Here is a 15,564-nt window from a genome sequence, read left to right as displayed (position 1 = left end):
GTTCTGTTGGATCGAATTATGTGAATAAGTAGAGACCCGATCCATAGATTGTTTGTCACAGGGCCGGACTGATCCCTTTTCCTTCAGCTATGAAGCTGATATTTCGTGCAATTCTTCTGTTAATAGTGATAAGTGTACTGACGAAGGTATTTACGTTGCCTGTGTCAAATGTCCTATTCTTCCCGCATATTTTTGCAAATCTTGCTAGAAATGACAAGATCAAACATAATCAGATATGAGTTTCCTGGTTACATTGTATCTTGCGCTCGATTTCTTTTTCGTTTCTGTCCACATAACTAGACGCTAAACTATCTGAAAATGTTTCGCTGACTTGCAACACTGTTCAGGTCCATGCCGTATATATGTCAGTACAGTGATAACAACAGGAATATCTCCTGGAGATAGCGTCCTGTTTGAGGAAAAGTGAGGCGCAGAATGATGCATAGAATGACTACTCTTGGATTGGATGAGCGCCTGGAACGTGTCCTGGCCTACCTTTTCTTCTGGGTGTCAGGCATCTTGCTCTTCTGGTTCGAGAAAAATCGTAATGTGCGCTGGCATGCAGCGCAATCCATGATTACTTTTGGTGCGCTCTCCCTGCTGATGTTTGGCGTGAATATGTTGCAAGCGATGTTGTCGTGGATTCCTCTGCTCCATATTCTGACGGATTTTGGTCTGGGGCTGTTGCTCAGGATATTGTGGTGGACCTGGATCATCCTGTGGGGCTGGCTGATGGTGATGGCCTGGTCGAAACCAGATTATCGCCTGCCATTTATCAGTCGTTGGGTGCAATACATTGTCTAGCACGCTCATTGCTTGAGCGATCAGGTCTTATAGGGAGATGCGTGCAGATCTTTTTTCATCTTTCTTCTGCACGCATATTTTCCATTTTCCCCTATTACTTTTGGCCTATTACATCTTTCTCCTTCTCATCGGGCACTACTTTTCGCGATACAATAGTCCCAACGCGAGACCAAAAATGAGATGACGCAGCAGGTTTTGCAGAAACGACTTCCACGTTGCCAGCTTGGGCATTGCACCCTTTTTAATCAAAGGGTGATATTTATCTGCCAGAGGCGTTAGTGTCCAGGCTCCCGCGATAAATGCCTCGCCAAACAGAATACCTTTCAGCCAATCGGGGCCAGGAAGCCAGCGTTTGACGGTGGCAGCATAGACCTCCGCCAGTGCCACGCCGTTGAAAAGATGGATCAGCCATGCCAGCAGCCAGCCTCGCCGCTCTTCTTCCTCGCTTTGCGTCGGGAGCATACCTTCGATAAAGCGAACATCGTGGAAGTAGTTCCCGATCAGATATTTATCCCATTCCATCGCCACACTATAGGCCAGCGTTGCCAGCAAGCCAGCAAGCGCTGCTGAGCCGGGACGCCAGCCCGGACTGATGAGATGGCGCAATCTATGCATCTTCAATCCTCCAATTTTCTTCGCATTACAAAGTGGAGTAAAAAGGCTACGAGCGCTCCACCTGCCGTTGCCAGCAGGTTTACTCCGTCGTTATTGAGCCAGGAAATACCCCGCAATGGCCGTGTTGGTGTGCCGCAACTATGCTGAGAGCGCTCTGTCTCTTTCTGGCAGGTTGGGCAATAGTACATGGCCTGGACCTTCTCGCCTAAAATACTATCAAGCAGGCTGCCACTCATCCCACTTAACAGGGCGATAAGTGGTAACAGCCGTAGCGAGCGGCGATGGGGCTGAAGCAGCCAGTAGAACAGTCCCAGCGCTAAAGAACCACTGGCAGCGGCAGTTGTTCCCAATGGTGTTACGCCGCCAGAGGTGCCGGGAGTTGTCGTTTTGCCACTGGTGATCAGCCGTGGAGCCTGAGCGCTGAGGACGCCAAGCTCGGTGGCCCAGGTATCGGCTGTTGCGGTCGCCAGCGCGCCGACATAAGCGGTCTCAAGCGCGGCTTGAATAGCAGGTTGCTTGCTGGTTCCATAGGCCAGGGCGAGCAGAGCGGCGATGCCACCATTAGCCGCAACCTGTGCGATATCGCGCTGCGAGCCTTTGCTGAACTTATCGGCGGCGATCTCTTCTTTGTCATGTGTACGGAAATGAGAGAGCAGGCTGGAGGAGACAAAGAAGAAAACGATTGTCAATGCCGAGCGCCATCCTCCCATGCCGTAGATTGTTGTACCTGTTATCGTCGCGCCTATCACGCCGCTACGGCTGAGCGATCTGCGCTTATAGGCCAGCATTGCTATGCCGGAACTCAATAACAGGCCAAAGAACAAATTACGTCCTCTCTTATCAGAGAAGCTGCGCGAAAGATTTTGTTCTTCTTCTCGATCAGGAGAGTGTCTAAACACATTAGTACCTCATAAAAATTGAGCGGATTTTGTTACAGAACGTGATTGTTATCAGTTCTATCATAAAGAAGGCTTGATAGCGAGGCAAGGCTCTCTCGTCATTTGAGAAGAACGTACTCCTTATCGAATTGCCAGTCGGCAATCACCTCCAACTCAACGTAGAGACGGGGATGTAATGGATCAATGTGTTTGACTAAGTGAATATCAACAACCCGGTTGTCATTTAATCCCAACCCTTCGCAGAGTGCGTCCTGGGTAATCTTGAGACCTCCATCGAGGTCGCGTTTGAGTGGCGTGGTAAAGTAGAAGTCAAGGAACAGCGCCAGGTAATTCTGTCGCAGGCGGCCTAGCAACTCATCAGGAACGGCAAGGGAACGGAGCGTTGATTGCACCTGTCGCTTGAAACGACGCGCAACGGCGGTTGTGACGCGATGTCCGTTTACTGTTGCATACTGTTCGTTGATGCTGGGAGGCAACGGGAGGGTCAACACAATACGCGCTGAAGTTGGAGTTGTTATACAATATGAGTTTTGACCACCAGAATCTGGTGATTGTTCTCGCATACATATCTCCTGATAAAATAGTACTTTTGGAATATTGATATAGTGCGTATTGTATCATATCAACGTGTTTTATCCTGTTGGGTATGTCATTGTCAAGCAAGGAAAAGAATGATACACTGCTATCGAGCGAGAGGCCAGGCGAAAGTGAGGAGCAAAAGTGATTACGTGTAACCGCTGTGGGAATGTAGCACCGGCTGGGGCTGTACAGTGTCAGCGATGCGGCGCACCACTTTCTAGCAAGGGTGAAAATACTACCTATAATAAAGGGATGATGGGTGGTGGTCAGGAGCAGGGAGGACAGGCGGAGCTACCGGCATGGCTGGAGTCGTTGCGGGTAGGTGAGCGTCCTCCTGCTCCGGCCAAGAGTCCATCGAGTTTTTCCGCGAAGGATTTAATCGAAGAAGGATCGCTGCCAGGTTGGATGCGTCCCGAGCAGAGTAGCGGCAATCAACCTGTGCCTCCCAGCCCTGCACCAGCAGCTTTACGCCCCGCATCTTTTCCAGGGCCAAACACTGACGCCAATATGAATGCCAGCATGAATGAAAGCACATTGGCGGCAAAAGGATTTACTGCTCGCTCGCTGATTGATGAGCAAGCGCTACCGAACTGGATGAAAGAGAGTGGTTCTGGGAAGAGCGGCTCAACTACGGGCGGCGCAACGGAGACACCTGCGCCTGGCAATTTTGCCGCTTCGAGTCTGGTGCAACCAGATGCCTTGCCTGATTGGATGAAAAACCTTCAGCCACCTTCATCTTCTCCTGCCAGATCAGCGCAGCCACAGCCTTCTGGCTATTCCGGCTCCACTAATACTTCTCAGAACACTTCTGGTTTGTATGCTGCGTCGCAGCCTGTCACGCCTCCGGTTACCCCGGTTGTGCCACCAACGCCGCCGTCTCAGCCGTTGCAGAGCGCTCAGCCAGCGGCTCAATCAGGATTTTCAGCGGGCTTTTCGGCCCGTGATTTGATTGATCAAAGTTCCCTGCCTGCGTGGATGAATCCGCAGGGAGGAGCGCAAACCGGTGCTATTCCCAATAATTCCGGCCCCATCGCGCCAACGCAGCCAGCACAGCCTGGTCAGACAGGGTTCTCTGCTTCATCCCTATTAGATATGGATTCTTTGCCCTCATGGTTGAAGGAGAGTGGTCAGCAGCAAAAGGGAGGTTCTGCGCCTGCTCAACCTATCCAGGGAGGGCAGAGTGGCTCATTCCCTATGCCCGGTACTCCTCCACAGCAGAATATGCCCTGGCAGGGGGCCGCGCCAACTAATAACGCACCTGCAAACACAGCCGGTAGTGGTATCTCAGCTGCGTCTTTTATTGATCAGGATGCCTTGCCCTCATGGTTGAAGGAGAGTGGTCAGCAGGCGCCAGCAGGAGGGAATCGCCCGGGCACGTATACAGGAGGACCGCAACGCGTTGAGAATATGCGTGTGCCGAGTCGTCCCCGGGGAGAGATCAATCCACCGGTGGGTGAGAGCGAGCTAGCCGCGAACGTGTTTGCATCGATGCTGGGTGTGGCTTCGGCCGCCCCGAATTTCCCGGCTTCTTCCGCACCGTCAATGCCACCGGCGCCGCCCCAGCCTCAGCCATCGCCGAGGCCGACAGCGCAACCAGGGGGATATCCCCCTCTGTCCGGGCCCGCATCGATGGCGGGCGCGCCAACAGGAGGCGTCATGCCCCAACAGCCGGTGAGACCTCCAGTCCCCAATAACGTTCCAGGAACACCCCAGCCAGCGGCAGGCAATCAGCCACAGGCTCAGGGGTATCTGGGAGTATATGGTGGTGCGCAACCTGGAATGCAAAATAGTCCAAATCCCTATGCAATGGGGAATCCTCCAATGGGATCGCCACAGATCCCGGCCAGTGGGCCAGGGATGCCACCGGTGCCCAATGCTGCTGCGGGGCAGACCGGTGATGGGCAGTCAGACGTAAAGCAAGCCAAGCGGGGATTGTTTAATTCGATCCGCGAGTGGTTCTTCCGCTAATAGCAGCAGAGGAGAAGAGTACCGGAGATGTATACACAACCCAACTCAGGGGGAGAACAGGGAACGGCTCTCCATGCAACAGCAAGTTCGCTGCTTGTTGCTGATTGTGGGGCCGTATCCACGAAAGTTTCTTTGTTCGGTCTGGTGGAAGGCCAGTATCGTTTGATGGCTCGCGGTGAGGCACCTACAACCATCGCGCCTCCTCAAAGCGATATTACGGTGGGCGTGATCCAGGCAATCAGTGTCATCGAATTTATTACTGGCCGTCACTTTATCGAAGATGGGCGTATCATCTCTCCTGAACAATCGAGTGGTGATGGTGTGGATGTGTTCATCGCTACCGTCAGCGCGGGCGGTCCAATGCGCCTTGCTGTGCTGGGGGCTGTCAACTCTCCTTTAGAGAAGCTGGTCGAGCAGGCTATTTCGGGGCTGTATGCTGAGATACAATCGATCGCATCCCCATCATATGTTGCCACAACTACGCAGGCACCCACCTCTGTTGGCGCTGGTATGTCTGGTTCGCCATCGTCCCCCGGCGGAAAGTGGACGCAAGAGCAGGTCACGCAAGAATGGGAACGACAGGCCGCTCGCATCCGAGATTTGCAGCCGCATGCTGCCTTGATCGTGGGGATGGCTGATGGGCCAGCTGGCCCCACTCCCTTGCAGGAAGCCTGTCAACTTCTGGTCAATGCTTCAAAAGAGCGTAGTGCTTTGCATGGAGCCAGCGCCTCAGCTGGTGTTCCAACGCAGGATCTTGGGGTCAGCCCCTATCCGGTGATCTATGCTGGTGCGCCTCAGTATGTGGATGCTGTTCGGCGTATGCTGCAAAGCGTTGCCGAGGTCAACCGCCTCGATCCGCTGACCTCGCAGGCCCAGGTGGGAGCCGTCAGCGTTGCAGTGGGCGCGCTGCATGAGAAGAATGTCATTCAGCAGATTCCTGGCTATGATCGATTGCGCACATGGTCTGAGTCCCAGCCGTTAGCTACTGCTACCTCATTGAGCAGCCTCGTGCGCTTTTTGGCACAACATTATAAGATGAATGTCACGGCGGCAGATGTTGGTGGGGCGACAACGACGGTGATGCTGGCTGGCGAGCAGGGCGAATTTATCCCGGCTGTCAATTCTGGTGTCGGCGTCGGTCCTGGTGTCGGGGCCATTTTACAACAGGTGGGTTGGCAGCGTATTGCTCGCTGGCTGCCGTTTACAGTGAGCGAAGATGAGATACGGCAATATGTATTGAACCGTGTAATGCATCCTCAAATAATTCCGACCAGCATGAGAGAGCTACAAATTGGTCAGGCATTCGCGCGCGAGGCCATTATCGTTACGGTTGCCGATGCGAAAAAACAGAGCGCCAGCTGGCTCGATAGCGATCTCATTCTGGCTACTGGAGGCATTCTGGCTCATGCGCCCAAATATGCGCAGGTTGCAATGATGTTGCTTGATGCCCTTGAACCACGTGGCGTGACCTCTATGGTGTTGGACCGTACCATGCTCATTGCGCAGATTGGCGCGATTGCGAGCGTGGCTCCAATTACGGCGGTGCAGGTGAATGAAAATGATGCCGTCTCACACCGCCTGGGCACCTGTGTTATCCCCTTTGGAGATCTGCAACCGGGCCAGTTGGCCGTGCGGGTGGGTGTAGAATATAGTAATGGAAGACAGCTTACAGTCGATGTAATGGCTGGTTCTATTGAAGTTGTTCCCTTGCGCCTCAATGAGCAAGCTCTGCTAACATTGTTCCCGGCACCAGGCGTCGATGTTGGACTTGGCCCTGGTGAGCGCGCTCGCGCTGCCGAGGAGATCGATGGAGGATTGGTGGGGTTGATTATTGATGCTCGTGGGCGGCCTCTGGTGTTACCCTCCGATGACACAGAGCGCCAGGCTCGTCTGCTCCAGTGGGCGCAAGTGCTAGGAGCATAGACACGCGGGAGGTGCCTGTCATGACCGGTCCTCTGGGATGGTCTGTTCTTGGGCAAACTCTGGTGAGAAGGGAACGCTGGCCGGGCGGTCATCGTAAGTGTGTGCCGCTGGTCTATCCAGGCCAGGACGTTTTGCCTGATCAACCAGTATTACGTATCGAACAACAGGAAAAAGTCGCTGAAGCCGCTCTGGTGGAACAGCGGCTTTCGTCGCCTGTTGCTGGAAAAATTGATATTAAAGCTGTACGCGATGGCCTGAACGCAACGGGTGAAGGCGAAACGATCCCGGCAGGGCTGCGGGGACACGTCGTTGACATAACGCGTCGCGGTGGGGTTGTGATCGAAAGCCAGGCCGCCGTCATCAAAGGGGCTATCGGTGCCGGAAATCAGGTCGCGGGTATCCTGACGATGTGGCAACCCGGCAATTCTTCTCCGGGGACTCAAGCTATTCCTCCTGGCGCTATTCTCGTGGTGCCGGGGCCGCTCAGTCTCACTATGCTGCGGCTTGCTATCAGTTCGGGTATCGCCGGGCTGGTCGCGAGCAGCATTGAGTTGCGCGATCTGGAAGGGTTTTTACAGACCGATCTGGTCCAACTGCTGGATAGCGAGAATATTGAGCAAACCCAGGCGCATTTGCCGCCGATGACGTTGTTAATAACAGAAGGGCTTGGCTCGATTGCGATGCCTGCGCGGATCACGAACCTGCTCAGTCAGCATCAAGGCTCGGTGGTGCTGCTCTCGGGTGTGACTTCTCTGCGCCAGCATATCCAGCCCGACCTGGTTATCTCGCTGTCTACGAAAGAGGTGCAGCAAAACTGGCATCCCGTCAAATCAGAGATGACCCTGGTGCCCGGCGCTCAGGTGCGCGTATGCGGCGGTGAGCATGAAGGCGCTGTCGGGACTATCGATCATCTGTTTACCTATCAGCAGATATTCTCTTCCGGTGTGCGTGCGCGTGCTGCTCGTATTAAGCTGGAAGATGAGAAATTGCTTGTTTTGCCACTGTCGCTCATTGAGCGCATCGGATGAGCTGGTTATCCACAATTCCCAAAAGTTATCCACATATTTAACTTAAAATATGTGGATAACTTTTTTGTATTTCTCTTTTTACCTGTTTTCTTTGCTTTTACTATTTGAACTGATTGGCGAAGCGCTCGGCATAATCTCCAACGAGTGGCAGCTTGTAGTATTTTCCCTGCCCTGCCTTGACCATCAAGAAAATCCAGCACACAAATTGAACGATGCCCAATCCCCAGGAAAGCGGATGGAGGATGTAGACGTTGCCAACGATCCATTCGATGATGCTGAGGCCACCAAAGAAGAGGATGGATTGCATCGCATGGAACCGCACGAAGCGGTTCTCGCGCTCAATCAGGATAAAGATGATCCCAGTAATCCAGGTCGCAAGGTAGCTCAACACGCCAGCTGTACGAGCTTTCAGTCCCAGCGATGTCCTTTCTAATGGACCAACATCTCCCGGTTGTCCGAAAAACGGGGCCTGATATTGATACTGATATTGTTGTTGCTGCTGTCCATATTGATTTTGTTGTTGCTGCTGGCCGTACTGTTGCTGTTGGTTGGTCGAGCCATAGGGATCGTATGCCGATGAGGAGCCTGGACCATCATGTGGATAGGTGCTTTGTGGCATCTCGTCTGCGCCATAAGGCGTGGAGGGCTGCTGCGGTGGCTGTCCTCGATACTCTCCATACGGATTTTGATCGGATTCTGGTCGTTGTTCCATAATGTGCACGCATCCTTTTATTGTGAGTTTTTGTGTGTATTGCGCTAAATGATGATTCCAATAAACGATCTGGCACTATCTAGTCTACATAATCAGGCAGCTTTTGAAAAGTCATAGCGAGTGCGATTCCAGAGAATCTACGAAAGAAGGGGCTTATCAGTTGGAGTCTCCACGCTGAGCAGCAGATTTTTATGTATTGAGCGAGGAGAAGATCTTTTTAGGATTGTCTTCTCTCCCTTTCGGCTATTGGGCAGAAAACGCGTCGAATATGGGAGGGGCTATGGCTGGTCCTCCCATATTCGGTGTTACCCGGCAAATGTCGGGATTGCACCCGGATGCGATTACGGTAGCAGGAGCGACTTTCCGCTCATATCTTTGGGTTGCTGAATGCCCATCACCTGCAAGATGGTGGGGGCAACGTCCGCAAGAATACCGTCAGTGCGGAGCCGTGCCTGAGCCAGTTTGGGGTGATGAGATACAGAGGAACCGGATTGGTGGTATGGGCCGTGAAGGGCTTGCCAGTATCGTACTCGACCAGCTGTTCGGCGTTGCCATGATCGGCAGTGATTAGCAATCCTCCGCCCACCGCCAGCGTTGCCTCAACGACTTTGCCCACGCCGGTATCAACAGCCTCCACTGCTTTGATCGCGGCATCCAGCACACCAGTATGACCGACCATATCGGCGTTTGCGTAGTTCATCACGACGAAATCGTATTCGCCGCTGCGAATGTGCTCTACGGCTGTGTTGGTGACGCCTGCCGCGCTCATCTCCGGTTGCAGATCATAGGTAGGCACTTTGGGCGATGGCACCAGATCGCGGTCCTCGCCGGGGAACGGCGTCTCACGGCGACCATTGATAAAATAGGTCACGTGCGCGTATTTCTCCGTCTCGGCGGTGTGGAACTGGCGCAGGCCATGCTCTGAGATGACGCGAGCGAGCGGCATATCGACTTCATCGGCACGGTACGCGGTTTCTGCATCCAATCCCGGCTCGTATTCCGTCATCATAACGTAGGCCAGATCTTTCAGGCGTGGACCACGATTAAACTTGCCTTCAGCCTGCGGGGGCAACTCTTTCAGGACGAAGGCTTTGGTCAACTGACGGGCGCGGTCGGGCCGGAAGTTGTAATGGATTACGGCGTCGCCCTCTTTGACCACCGCTACTGGCTGGTTGTTCTCCATGATGACGGTTGGGAGAATAAACTCGTCAGTTACGTTCTTATCGTAGGATTGCTGGATCGCGGCCAGTGCGGAATCGGCATACTCGCCCTCTCCCCGCGTCATGGCGAAATAGGTGCTACCCGTGCGATCCCAGCGATTGTCGCGGTCCATCGCATAATAGCGTCCACTGACAGTTGCAACTTTAGCGGCATGCACGCCACCAATTTCCTGCGCTCGTGCCTGCAAGCGCTTCATAAACTCGATGCCGCCCGTTGGTGAGCTATCTCGTCCATCGGTGAAGGCGTGGATATAGACACGCTCCACATCGTGCTGCTGAGCGAGGCGCAACAGAGCCTCTAGATGTGACTCGTGAGCGTGGACGCCGCCATTGCCGAGCAGCCCGCAAATATGCAGTTGGGAATTGTTCTTCTTGACGTGCTCAATGGCTTTGAGAAAGGCGGGGTTCTGGAAGAAGCTGCCATCGCGAATCGCCTCGCTGACGCGTGTATAGTCCTGCAAGACGCGCTTGCCAGCGCCGATATTCTGGTGTCCAACCTCAGAGTTGCCCATTTGTCCTTCTGGCAGGCCAACAGCCAGACCGGAGGTTTTGACAGCGGTATGTGGCCAATCTCGTGCGATTTTATCGATGTTGGGCGTGCGGGCGAGCGCAATCGCGTTTCCCTCTGAGCGAGGGTTGACTCCCCAGCCATCCATAATAATCAAAACAAAAGGGCGCGGACGCCCCGAAGATGTTGTACTCATCTCAAACGTGTACTCCAGGTTTTTCATTTTTTCACACGGCTTTTGTGTCTCTATTGTAACATGCTGAGGACATGAAGGGGAGAGGAATGTTTATCGCTTGACATTGTGTTGTGATTGTCATATCATAGACTCATGAAGTCTGTAATTGAAAGGAGAGAGTCATGAAATATTCGGCCGCGACCAATTATGCCCTGCACACCATGTTGTATTTTGTGGCTTCGCCTCCTGGCAAGACGATTGGAGTGCAACAACTGGCAGAGCTGCAAAAAATCTCTCCAACCTATCTTTCCAAGATTCTGACCCGGCTGGTCAAGGCTGGTCTGATCGAGTCTGCCCCTGGTGTGAATGGGGGTATCGGCTTATCAGGAACAGGGATCAACTCTCGTTTCTTGAGGTCATTCATGCCATTGAAGGGACGGCATCCCTGTTTCATTGCAGCAGTTCCGAGCACGACCATCAGGCTTGTCTGATTCAGGGCGTGATGACCGATGCTGAACGATACATGGAGGAGTACCTGGAGAAGCGCAAACTCATTGAGCTGGTTGGACGATTTGCGCCAATGGCTGCTCGTTTATAGGCAAGCGCAAAAAAATTTCGCCCAATTACAGACTATATCAATCTATAATATCTCTAATTGAGATAACTGTAGTTCGTAGTCTCGCGATTTATCGCGATAGCTCAAATCACCTGTGAAGCCGTTCCATCGCGATAAATCGCGAGACTACGAACTACATAATTACAGAAAGGATAGTGACCTATGTTGTTTGATTGTGCCATTATCGGTGGTGGTCCAGCTGGTTTAAGCGCCGCGCTTGTGCTGGGCAGAGCGAAGAGAAACGTGTTGTTGTTGGACGAGGGCAAACCAAGAAATGCTGTGACGCATGAGTCGCACGGATTCCTGACGCGCGATGGCGTGGAACCTGGCGAATTCAGAGCCATCGCTTATCGAGAAATCACGCGCTATCCCTCGGTTGAGACCCGTCAGGCGCGCGTTGTCGAGGCCAGCAAGCACGATGCGTATTTTGAGGTGGCAACCGGAGATGGTGAGCGTTTTCAGGCAAAGGCGATCCTGCTTGCGACGGGCCTTAAAGATGTGCTTCCTGAGATAGAGGGCATTCACGACTATTATGGCAAAAGCTTGTTTGGTTGCCCCTATTGTGATGGCTGGGAACGGAGAGATCAGCCGCTCATCATCATCTCCGATAGCATGTCTCCATTTCATGTGGCAAAAGTGGCCTGGAATTGGAGTCGTGACCTGCTAGTCTGCACAAACGGTCGTGCTCTTCTCAGTGCTGAAGAGAAAGAGAGCCTCCAACGCAATAAAATTCAGGTAGTGGAAGACAAAATCGCGGCCCTGGTTGGCGAAAACGGTATGTTGGAGAAGGTCGTCTTTGCTTCGCAAGGGGAAAGTGTACGCACAGGCGGCTTTGTTGGTGGATGGCCTGTGCAGTCATCTTCGCTGGGTGCCGATCTTGGCTGTGAAATCAATGCACAGGGCCGCCTCGTCACCGACGCTCTGGCCCGAACGACGGTCAAGGGTATCTATGCGGCTGGCGATACTGTGACTCCTTTTGCCCAGCTTATTATAGCGGCAGCCGAAGGAAACAAGGCAGCGGCTGCCATCAATATGGATTTAATCGAGGGCGAGTTTCTGTAATAGAGCGTGAAGTGTATCTATAACGATGTTTTGTTCGTGTTCCGAAGAGACAGTACACAAAGGATTACTGGAAGAGGAGACGTTTATGATGTCGCTATGGTACATATATATACTGGTCGCCGTGCTGCTTGTGATCTGTCTGGTCATCGTGGCAATTGGCTTCTCGCGTTCGGGACGGAGGCGGGCAACCGAGTTCCGGGGTGTCGCGAGAACAGAGCATGACGAGACACACCACAAAGGGCGCACGAGAGCGCCTCAGCATCCGTAAGCCTGCTTTCTGAATGAAGCAAGTGGACAGCTATAGATTACCCTGTTGCACATGGAACAAACCTGTCTGGTTGCGCGTATAGTAGATAGTTATGGCGCGTGACCAGGAAGATTTGATCTTCTCTCCTGGTAGACGTATATTTGTATGGGGAGGTGGAGGTGTCATTATCTTGTTGTTGTTGTGCGTCTACAAGCAAAGTTTTGAAGAAGGGAATAGTGCATTATTATGAATAGTGCTGACACTGGTTCATTTCTTCCAGTGAGGAGGCTCGGGAAGGGGCTGGGGGCGCTGCTTGTTGTTGTTGCTTTGATGTTGGCAACGACTGTCAGTGCCTTTGCCGCGACCGTGCATATACAGGATAACGCCCGCGTGCTGAATAGCCAGGTGCAAAGCGAGGCGCAATCGCTCAGCTACCCGGTAGACATCTATACGATCACTAACTACACGGCGTCCAGTTCGCAATTTGATAACGCTGCCGATAGCAAGATCAACAGCAACAATTTGATTGTGATCGCGATTAATACTACGCCAGGGCACCAGCATATTCGCATTACTGGTGGCAAAAGCGTTCCTCTGACGAGCAGCGATTATAGTAATGCTGCCAGCACCTTTGCCAGCAACTTTAAGAGCCAGGGGTACAGCGGAGCAACTATTGCGGCCATTGGTTCGCTGCGTAACGCATTGAATTCGCGTAGCAACAGTGGTGGCGGGTTCCCAGGCACTGGTGGCGCTACTTCAGGCTTTGGCGGCCTGTGGTGTTGTGTTGGCCTGCTGGTCTTGCTTGGTATCCTGTTCTTCGTCTTCCGTCGCCGTCGTGGTGGCGGTGGCGGCGGCTTCTTCAATCGTCGTGGTACGCCACCACCTCCTCCACCCCCGTATAACCAGCCATATGGCCCACAATATGGTCAGCCTCCCTATGGCGGCTATAATCAGGGCTATCCACCCAATCAGCAGCAGGGCATGAACCCCTGGGCCGCTGGTGGTCTGGGTGCCGCCGCTGGTGGTTTCCTGGGCTATGAACTGGGCAAAAACGCGGGCGAGAACGAGAATAGAGGTGATCAGGGTGGTAACTTTGGTGGAGGTGGAGACTTTGGTGGAGGTGGCAGCGCCGATTTTGGCGATAATAGCGGTGGCGGAGACTTTGGTGGAGGCGGCGGCTCTGACTTCGGTGGTGGCGGCGATAGTGGTGGTGGTGGTGGTGGCAGTGACTTCTAGTCATCACTGATGAGAGGTAAGCAAAGACCCCGGCGATTTCGTCGGGGTCTTTCTTTATGAGGTATGTGCGAGGTTACTGCTGAGTGGGCATCTCGATGCGACGGCGGCTGCGGCGACGAGCCAACTCTGACACTCGCAAGCGAGTGACTGCACGCTCCAGTGCCCCCTGAAGTTCCGCACGCTCGACATCTGATTGAGCCTGTGTTAGCCGCTCTTGAGCGCGACGGCGGGCCTCCTCTGCGCGAGCCTGGTCGATCTCTTCGGCATGCTCTGCGGTATCGGCCAGCACCGTGACGTTGTTATTCAACACTTCCAGGAAGCCACCAGAAACGAACAGCGGCTCCTCGGCGTCGCGCAAGGTGATACGCAGTTCTCCGGGCGTCAGAAAGGTCAGGAGCGCGGCGTGCCTGGGCAAAATGCCCAGACGCCCTTCCGCACCAGGCGCACTCACCATGTCAGCTTCGCCGTTGTAGAGTTCGCGTTCGGCCGTCACTACCTCGACATGCAGCGTATTGCGTGACGCCATGACTTAGCCTTTCTTCTGCTCTTCCTCGTAGGATTTAATGACATCCTCGATGCCGCCCTTCAAAATGAAGTGGCTCTCAGGGATGTGGTCATATTTGCCTTCGAGAAGCTCCTTAAAGCTGCGTACCGTCTCTTTCAGAGGCACATAGCGCCCTTCGATACCGGTGAACGCCTCTGCAACTGTGAATGGCTGCGAGAAGAAGCGCTCCAGCTTACGTGCGCGAGCAACGGTCAGCTTGTCGTCATCGGACAACTCATCAACACCCAGGATCGAGATGATATCTTGCAGGTCTTTGTAGCGCTGAAGCACTCTCTGGACACCGCGTGCCACGTCGTAATGCTCCTGACCGACGACCAGCGGATCAAGGATACGGCTGGTTGAGGCCAGAGGATCGACGGCGGGATAGATACCTTTCTCTGCAATCGAGCGCTCCAACACGATGGTTGAGTCGAGGTGCGCAAACGTCGTTGCCGGAGCCGGATCAGTGTAGTCGTCAGCGGGCACGTACACGGCCTGCATCGAGGTGATTGATCCCTTCTTGGTCGAAGTGATGCGCTCCTGCAATTCGCCCATTTCTTCCGCCAGATTTGGCTGATAACCCACAGCGGAAGGCATACGACCGAGCAGCGCCGACACCTCAGCACCGGCCTGGGTGAAGCGGAAGATGTTGTCGATGAAGAGCAGCACATCTTTGCCCTCTTCGTCGCGGAAGTATTCTGCAATCGCCAGACCGCTCAGGGCTACGCGCAGACGGGAACCGGGAGGCTCGTTCATCTGACCGAAGACCATCGCCAGACGGTCGATCACGTTGGCTTCTTGCATTTCGTGGTAGAGGTCGTTCCCTTCGCGGGTGCGCTCGCCCACGCCTGCGAAGACGCTATAGCCGCCGTGACCTTTCGCGATATTGTTGATCAATTCCTGAATGATCACGGTCTTGCCCACGCCAGCGCCACCGAAGGCACCGATCTTACCGCCTTTCATGAAGGGGCAGATCAGGTCCATGACCTTAATGCCGGTCTCGAAGACCTCGACATTGGATGCCTGATCTTCCAGCGTGGGAGCCTCGCGGTGAATAGGATAGCGAGGAGCATCCTCAACTTGCTCTTTGTTGTCCACAGCCACGCCGAGGACGTTAAAGATGCGACCTAGCGTTTTGGGGCCAACAGGAACCGAGATAGGCGCACCGGTATCGCGGACCTCAACGTCGCGCTGCAAGCCATCGGTCGGACCCATAGCCACGCAGCGGACCCAGTTGTTGCCAAGATGCTGCTCAACCTCTAGCGCGAGATCTTGCTCTGCACCTTCGGGGCGCACCAGCAGTTCGTTATAAATTTCTGGTAGCTGATCCGGGGGAAACTCAACGTCTACAACGGCCCCCAGGATTTGTACGACCTTGCCGGTCGCACGTACTTGTGTTGTCATATGTTTTATCTCTCCATTGTAGAG

General features: G+C 53.8%; 13 protein-coding genes and 2 pseudogenes. 8 read left to right on the top strand and 7 right to left on the bottom strand.

Features of this window, described 5'->3' with window-relative positions; genetic code table 11:
* Positions 1–435 precede the first annotated feature (435 nt).
* Positions 436–804, top strand: coding sequence for a DUF4870 domain-containing protein (locus K3T83_RS12450; protein ID WP_220203287.1), 369 nt, complete (start codon positions 436–438; stop codon positions 802–804).
* Between the two features lie 135 nt (positions 805–939).
* On the opposite strand, the gene K3T83_RS12445 is transcribed toward K3T83_RS12450, so the two are convergent.
* The 3 genes from K3T83_RS12445 to K3T83_RS12435 form a co-directional block, all read right to left on the bottom strand.
* Positions 940–1,419: a hypothetical protein gene (locus K3T83_RS12445; RefSeq protein ID WP_220203286.1), complete on the bottom strand. Its 480-nt coding sequence runs from the start codon at positions 1,417–1,419 to the stop codon at positions 940–942.
* Between the two features lie 2 nt (positions 1,420–1,421).
* Positions 1,422–2,318, bottom strand: a complete 897-nt coding sequence (locus tag K3T83_RS12440; protein ID WP_220203285.1) for a DUF92 domain-containing protein — start codon at positions 2,316–2,318, stop codon at positions 1,422–1,424.
* Positions 2,319–2,416: 98 nt separating this feature from the next.
* Positions 2,417–2,881 (bottom strand): RusA family crossover junction endodeoxyribonuclease, encoded by a 465-nt coding sequence (locus tag K3T83_RS12435; RefSeq protein ID WP_220203284.1) that lies wholly within the window; start codon positions 2,879–2,881, stop codon positions 2,417–2,419.
* A 157-nt stretch (positions 2,882–3,038) separates the two neighbouring features.
* On the opposite strand from K3T83_RS12435, the gene K3T83_RS12430 reads away from it, so the two are divergent.
* Genes K3T83_RS12430 through K3T83_RS12420 form a run of 3 tightly spaced genes read left to right on the top strand, consistent with a single transcriptional unit; the run spans position 3,039 to position 7,816 of the window.
* Complete coding sequence (locus K3T83_RS12430) at positions 3,039–4,865, top strand: zinc ribbon domain-containing protein (protein WP_220203283.1); 1,827 nt, start codon at positions 3,039–3,041, stop codon at positions 4,863–4,865.
* Between the two features lie 27 nt (positions 4,866–4,892).
* The gene (locus K3T83_RS12425) at positions 4,893–6,788 is read left to right on the top strand and encodes a glutamate mutase L (protein WP_220203282.1); all 1,896 of its coding nucleotides are present in this window, start codon (positions 4,893–4,895) and stop codon (positions 6,786–6,788) included.
* Positions 6,789–6,808: 20 nt separating this feature from the next.
* The gene (locus K3T83_RS12420) at positions 6,809–7,816 is read left to right on the top strand and encodes a hypothetical protein (protein WP_220203281.1); all 1,008 of its coding nucleotides are present in this window, start codon (positions 6,809–6,811) and stop codon (positions 7,814–7,816) included.
* 100 nt (positions 7,817–7,916) lie between these two features.
* On the opposite strand, the gene K3T83_RS12415 is transcribed toward K3T83_RS12420, so the two are convergent.
* Both K3T83_RS12415 and gpmI read right to left on the bottom strand, forming a co-directional pair.
* Positions 7,917–8,528 (bottom strand): DUF4870 domain-containing protein, encoded by a 612-nt coding sequence (locus K3T83_RS12415; protein ID WP_220203280.1) that lies wholly within the window; start codon positions 8,526–8,528, stop codon positions 7,917–7,919.
* A 341-nt stretch (positions 8,529–8,869) separates the two neighbouring features.
* Positions 8,870–10,452: pseudogene (gene gpmI / locus K3T83_RS12410) on the bottom strand (2,3-bisphosphoglycerate-independent phosphoglycerate mutase).
* A gap of 161 nt (positions 10,453–10,613) precedes the next feature.
* Between gpmI and K3T83_RS12405 the strand changes: the two are divergent.
* The 4 genes and pseudogenes from K3T83_RS12405 to K3T83_RS12390 form a co-directional block, all read left to right on the top strand.
* A pseudogene (locus tag K3T83_RS12405) lies at positions 10,614–10,936 on the top strand (Rrf2 family transcriptional regulator); the annotation flags it as partial.
* A gap of 273 nt (positions 10,937–11,209) precedes the next feature.
* Positions 11,210–12,109 carry an NAD(P)/FAD-dependent oxidoreductase gene (locus tag K3T83_RS12400; RefSeq protein ID WP_220203279.1) on the top strand — a complete coding sequence of 300 codons (900 nt, stop codon included), beginning with the start codon at positions 11,210–11,212 and terminating at the stop codon, positions 12,107–12,109.
* Between the two features lie 85 nt (positions 12,110–12,194).
* On the top strand, positions 12,195–12,377 hold the full coding sequence (locus K3T83_RS12395; protein WP_220203278.1) for a hypothetical protein: 183 nt from the start codon (positions 12,195–12,197) through the stop codon (positions 12,375–12,377).
* Between the two features lie 225 nt (positions 12,378–12,602).
* Positions 12,603–13,592: a hypothetical protein gene (locus tag K3T83_RS12390; protein WP_220203277.1), complete on the top strand. Its 990-nt coding sequence runs from the start codon at positions 12,603–12,605 to the stop codon at positions 13,590–13,592.
* A 73-nt stretch (positions 13,593–13,665) separates the two neighbouring features.
* Here K3T83_RS12390 and K3T83_RS12385 read toward each other — a convergent pair whose 3' ends face one another.
* Both K3T83_RS12385 and atpD read right to left on the bottom strand, forming a co-directional pair.
* Complete coding sequence (locus K3T83_RS12385; RefSeq protein ID WP_220203276.1) at positions 13,666–14,118, bottom strand: F0F1 ATP synthase subunit epsilon; 453 nt, start codon at positions 14,116–14,118, stop codon at positions 13,666–13,668.
* A gap of 3 nt (positions 14,119–14,121) precedes the next feature.
* Entirely contained in the window at positions 14,122–15,540 is a 1,419-nt protein-coding gene (gene atpD, locus K3T83_RS12380) for a F0F1 ATP synthase subunit beta (protein ID WP_220203275.1), read from the bottom strand.
* Positions 15,541–15,564 lie beyond the last annotated feature (24 nt).

Source organism: Reticulibacter mediterranei (genome assembly GCF_016587455.1).
The sequence above is the reverse complement of the archived record's forward strand: the minus strand, read 5'-3'. Positions and strand labels throughout refer to the sequence as shown.

What these genes read in the sequence shown, in the direction of transcription:
- K3T83_RS12395 (WP_220203278.1), top strand. Translation starts at nt 12,195, where the DNA reads ATGATGTCGCTATGGTACATATATATACTGGTCGCCGTGCTGCTTGTG.
- K3T83_RS12400 (WP_220203279.1), top strand. Translation starts at nt 11,210, where the DNA reads ATGTTGTTTGATTGTGCCATTATCGGTGGTGGTCCAGCTGGTTTAAGC.
- K3T83_RS12445 (WP_220203286.1), bottom strand. Translation starts at nt 1,419, where the DNA reads ATGCATAGATTGCGCCATCTCATCAGTCCGGGCTGGCGTCCCGGCTCA.
- atpD (WP_220203275.1), bottom strand. Translation starts at nt 15,540, where the DNA reads ATGACAACACAAGTACGTGCGACCGGCAAGGTCGTACAAATCCTGGGG.
- K3T83_RS12415 (WP_220203280.1), bottom strand. Translation starts at nt 8,528, where the DNA reads ATGGAACAACGACCAGAATCCGATCAAAATCCGTATGGAGAGTATCGA.
- K3T83_RS12385 (WP_220203276.1), bottom strand. Translation starts at nt 14,118, where the DNA reads ATGGCGTCACGCAATACGCTGCATGTCGAGGTAGTGACGGCCGAACGC.
- K3T83_RS12425 (WP_220203282.1), top strand. Translation starts at nt 4,893, where the DNA reads ATGTATACACAACCCAACTCAGGGGGAGAACAGGGAACGGCTCTCCAT.
- K3T83_RS12390 (WP_220203277.1), top strand. Translation starts at nt 12,603, where the DNA reads ATGAATAGTGCTGACACTGGTTCATTTCTTCCAGTGAGGAGGCTCGGG.
- K3T83_RS12420 (WP_220203281.1), top strand. Translation starts at nt 6,809, where the DNA reads ATGACCGGTCCTCTGGGATGGTCTGTTCTTGGGCAAACTCTGGTGAGA.
- K3T83_RS12435 (WP_220203284.1), bottom strand. Translation starts at nt 2,881, where the DNA reads ATGCGAGAACAATCACCAGATTCTGGTGGTCAAAACTCATATTGTATA.
- K3T83_RS12450 (WP_220203287.1), top strand. Translation starts at nt 436, where the DNA reads ATGATGCATAGAATGACTACTCTTGGATTGGATGAGCGCCTGGAACGT.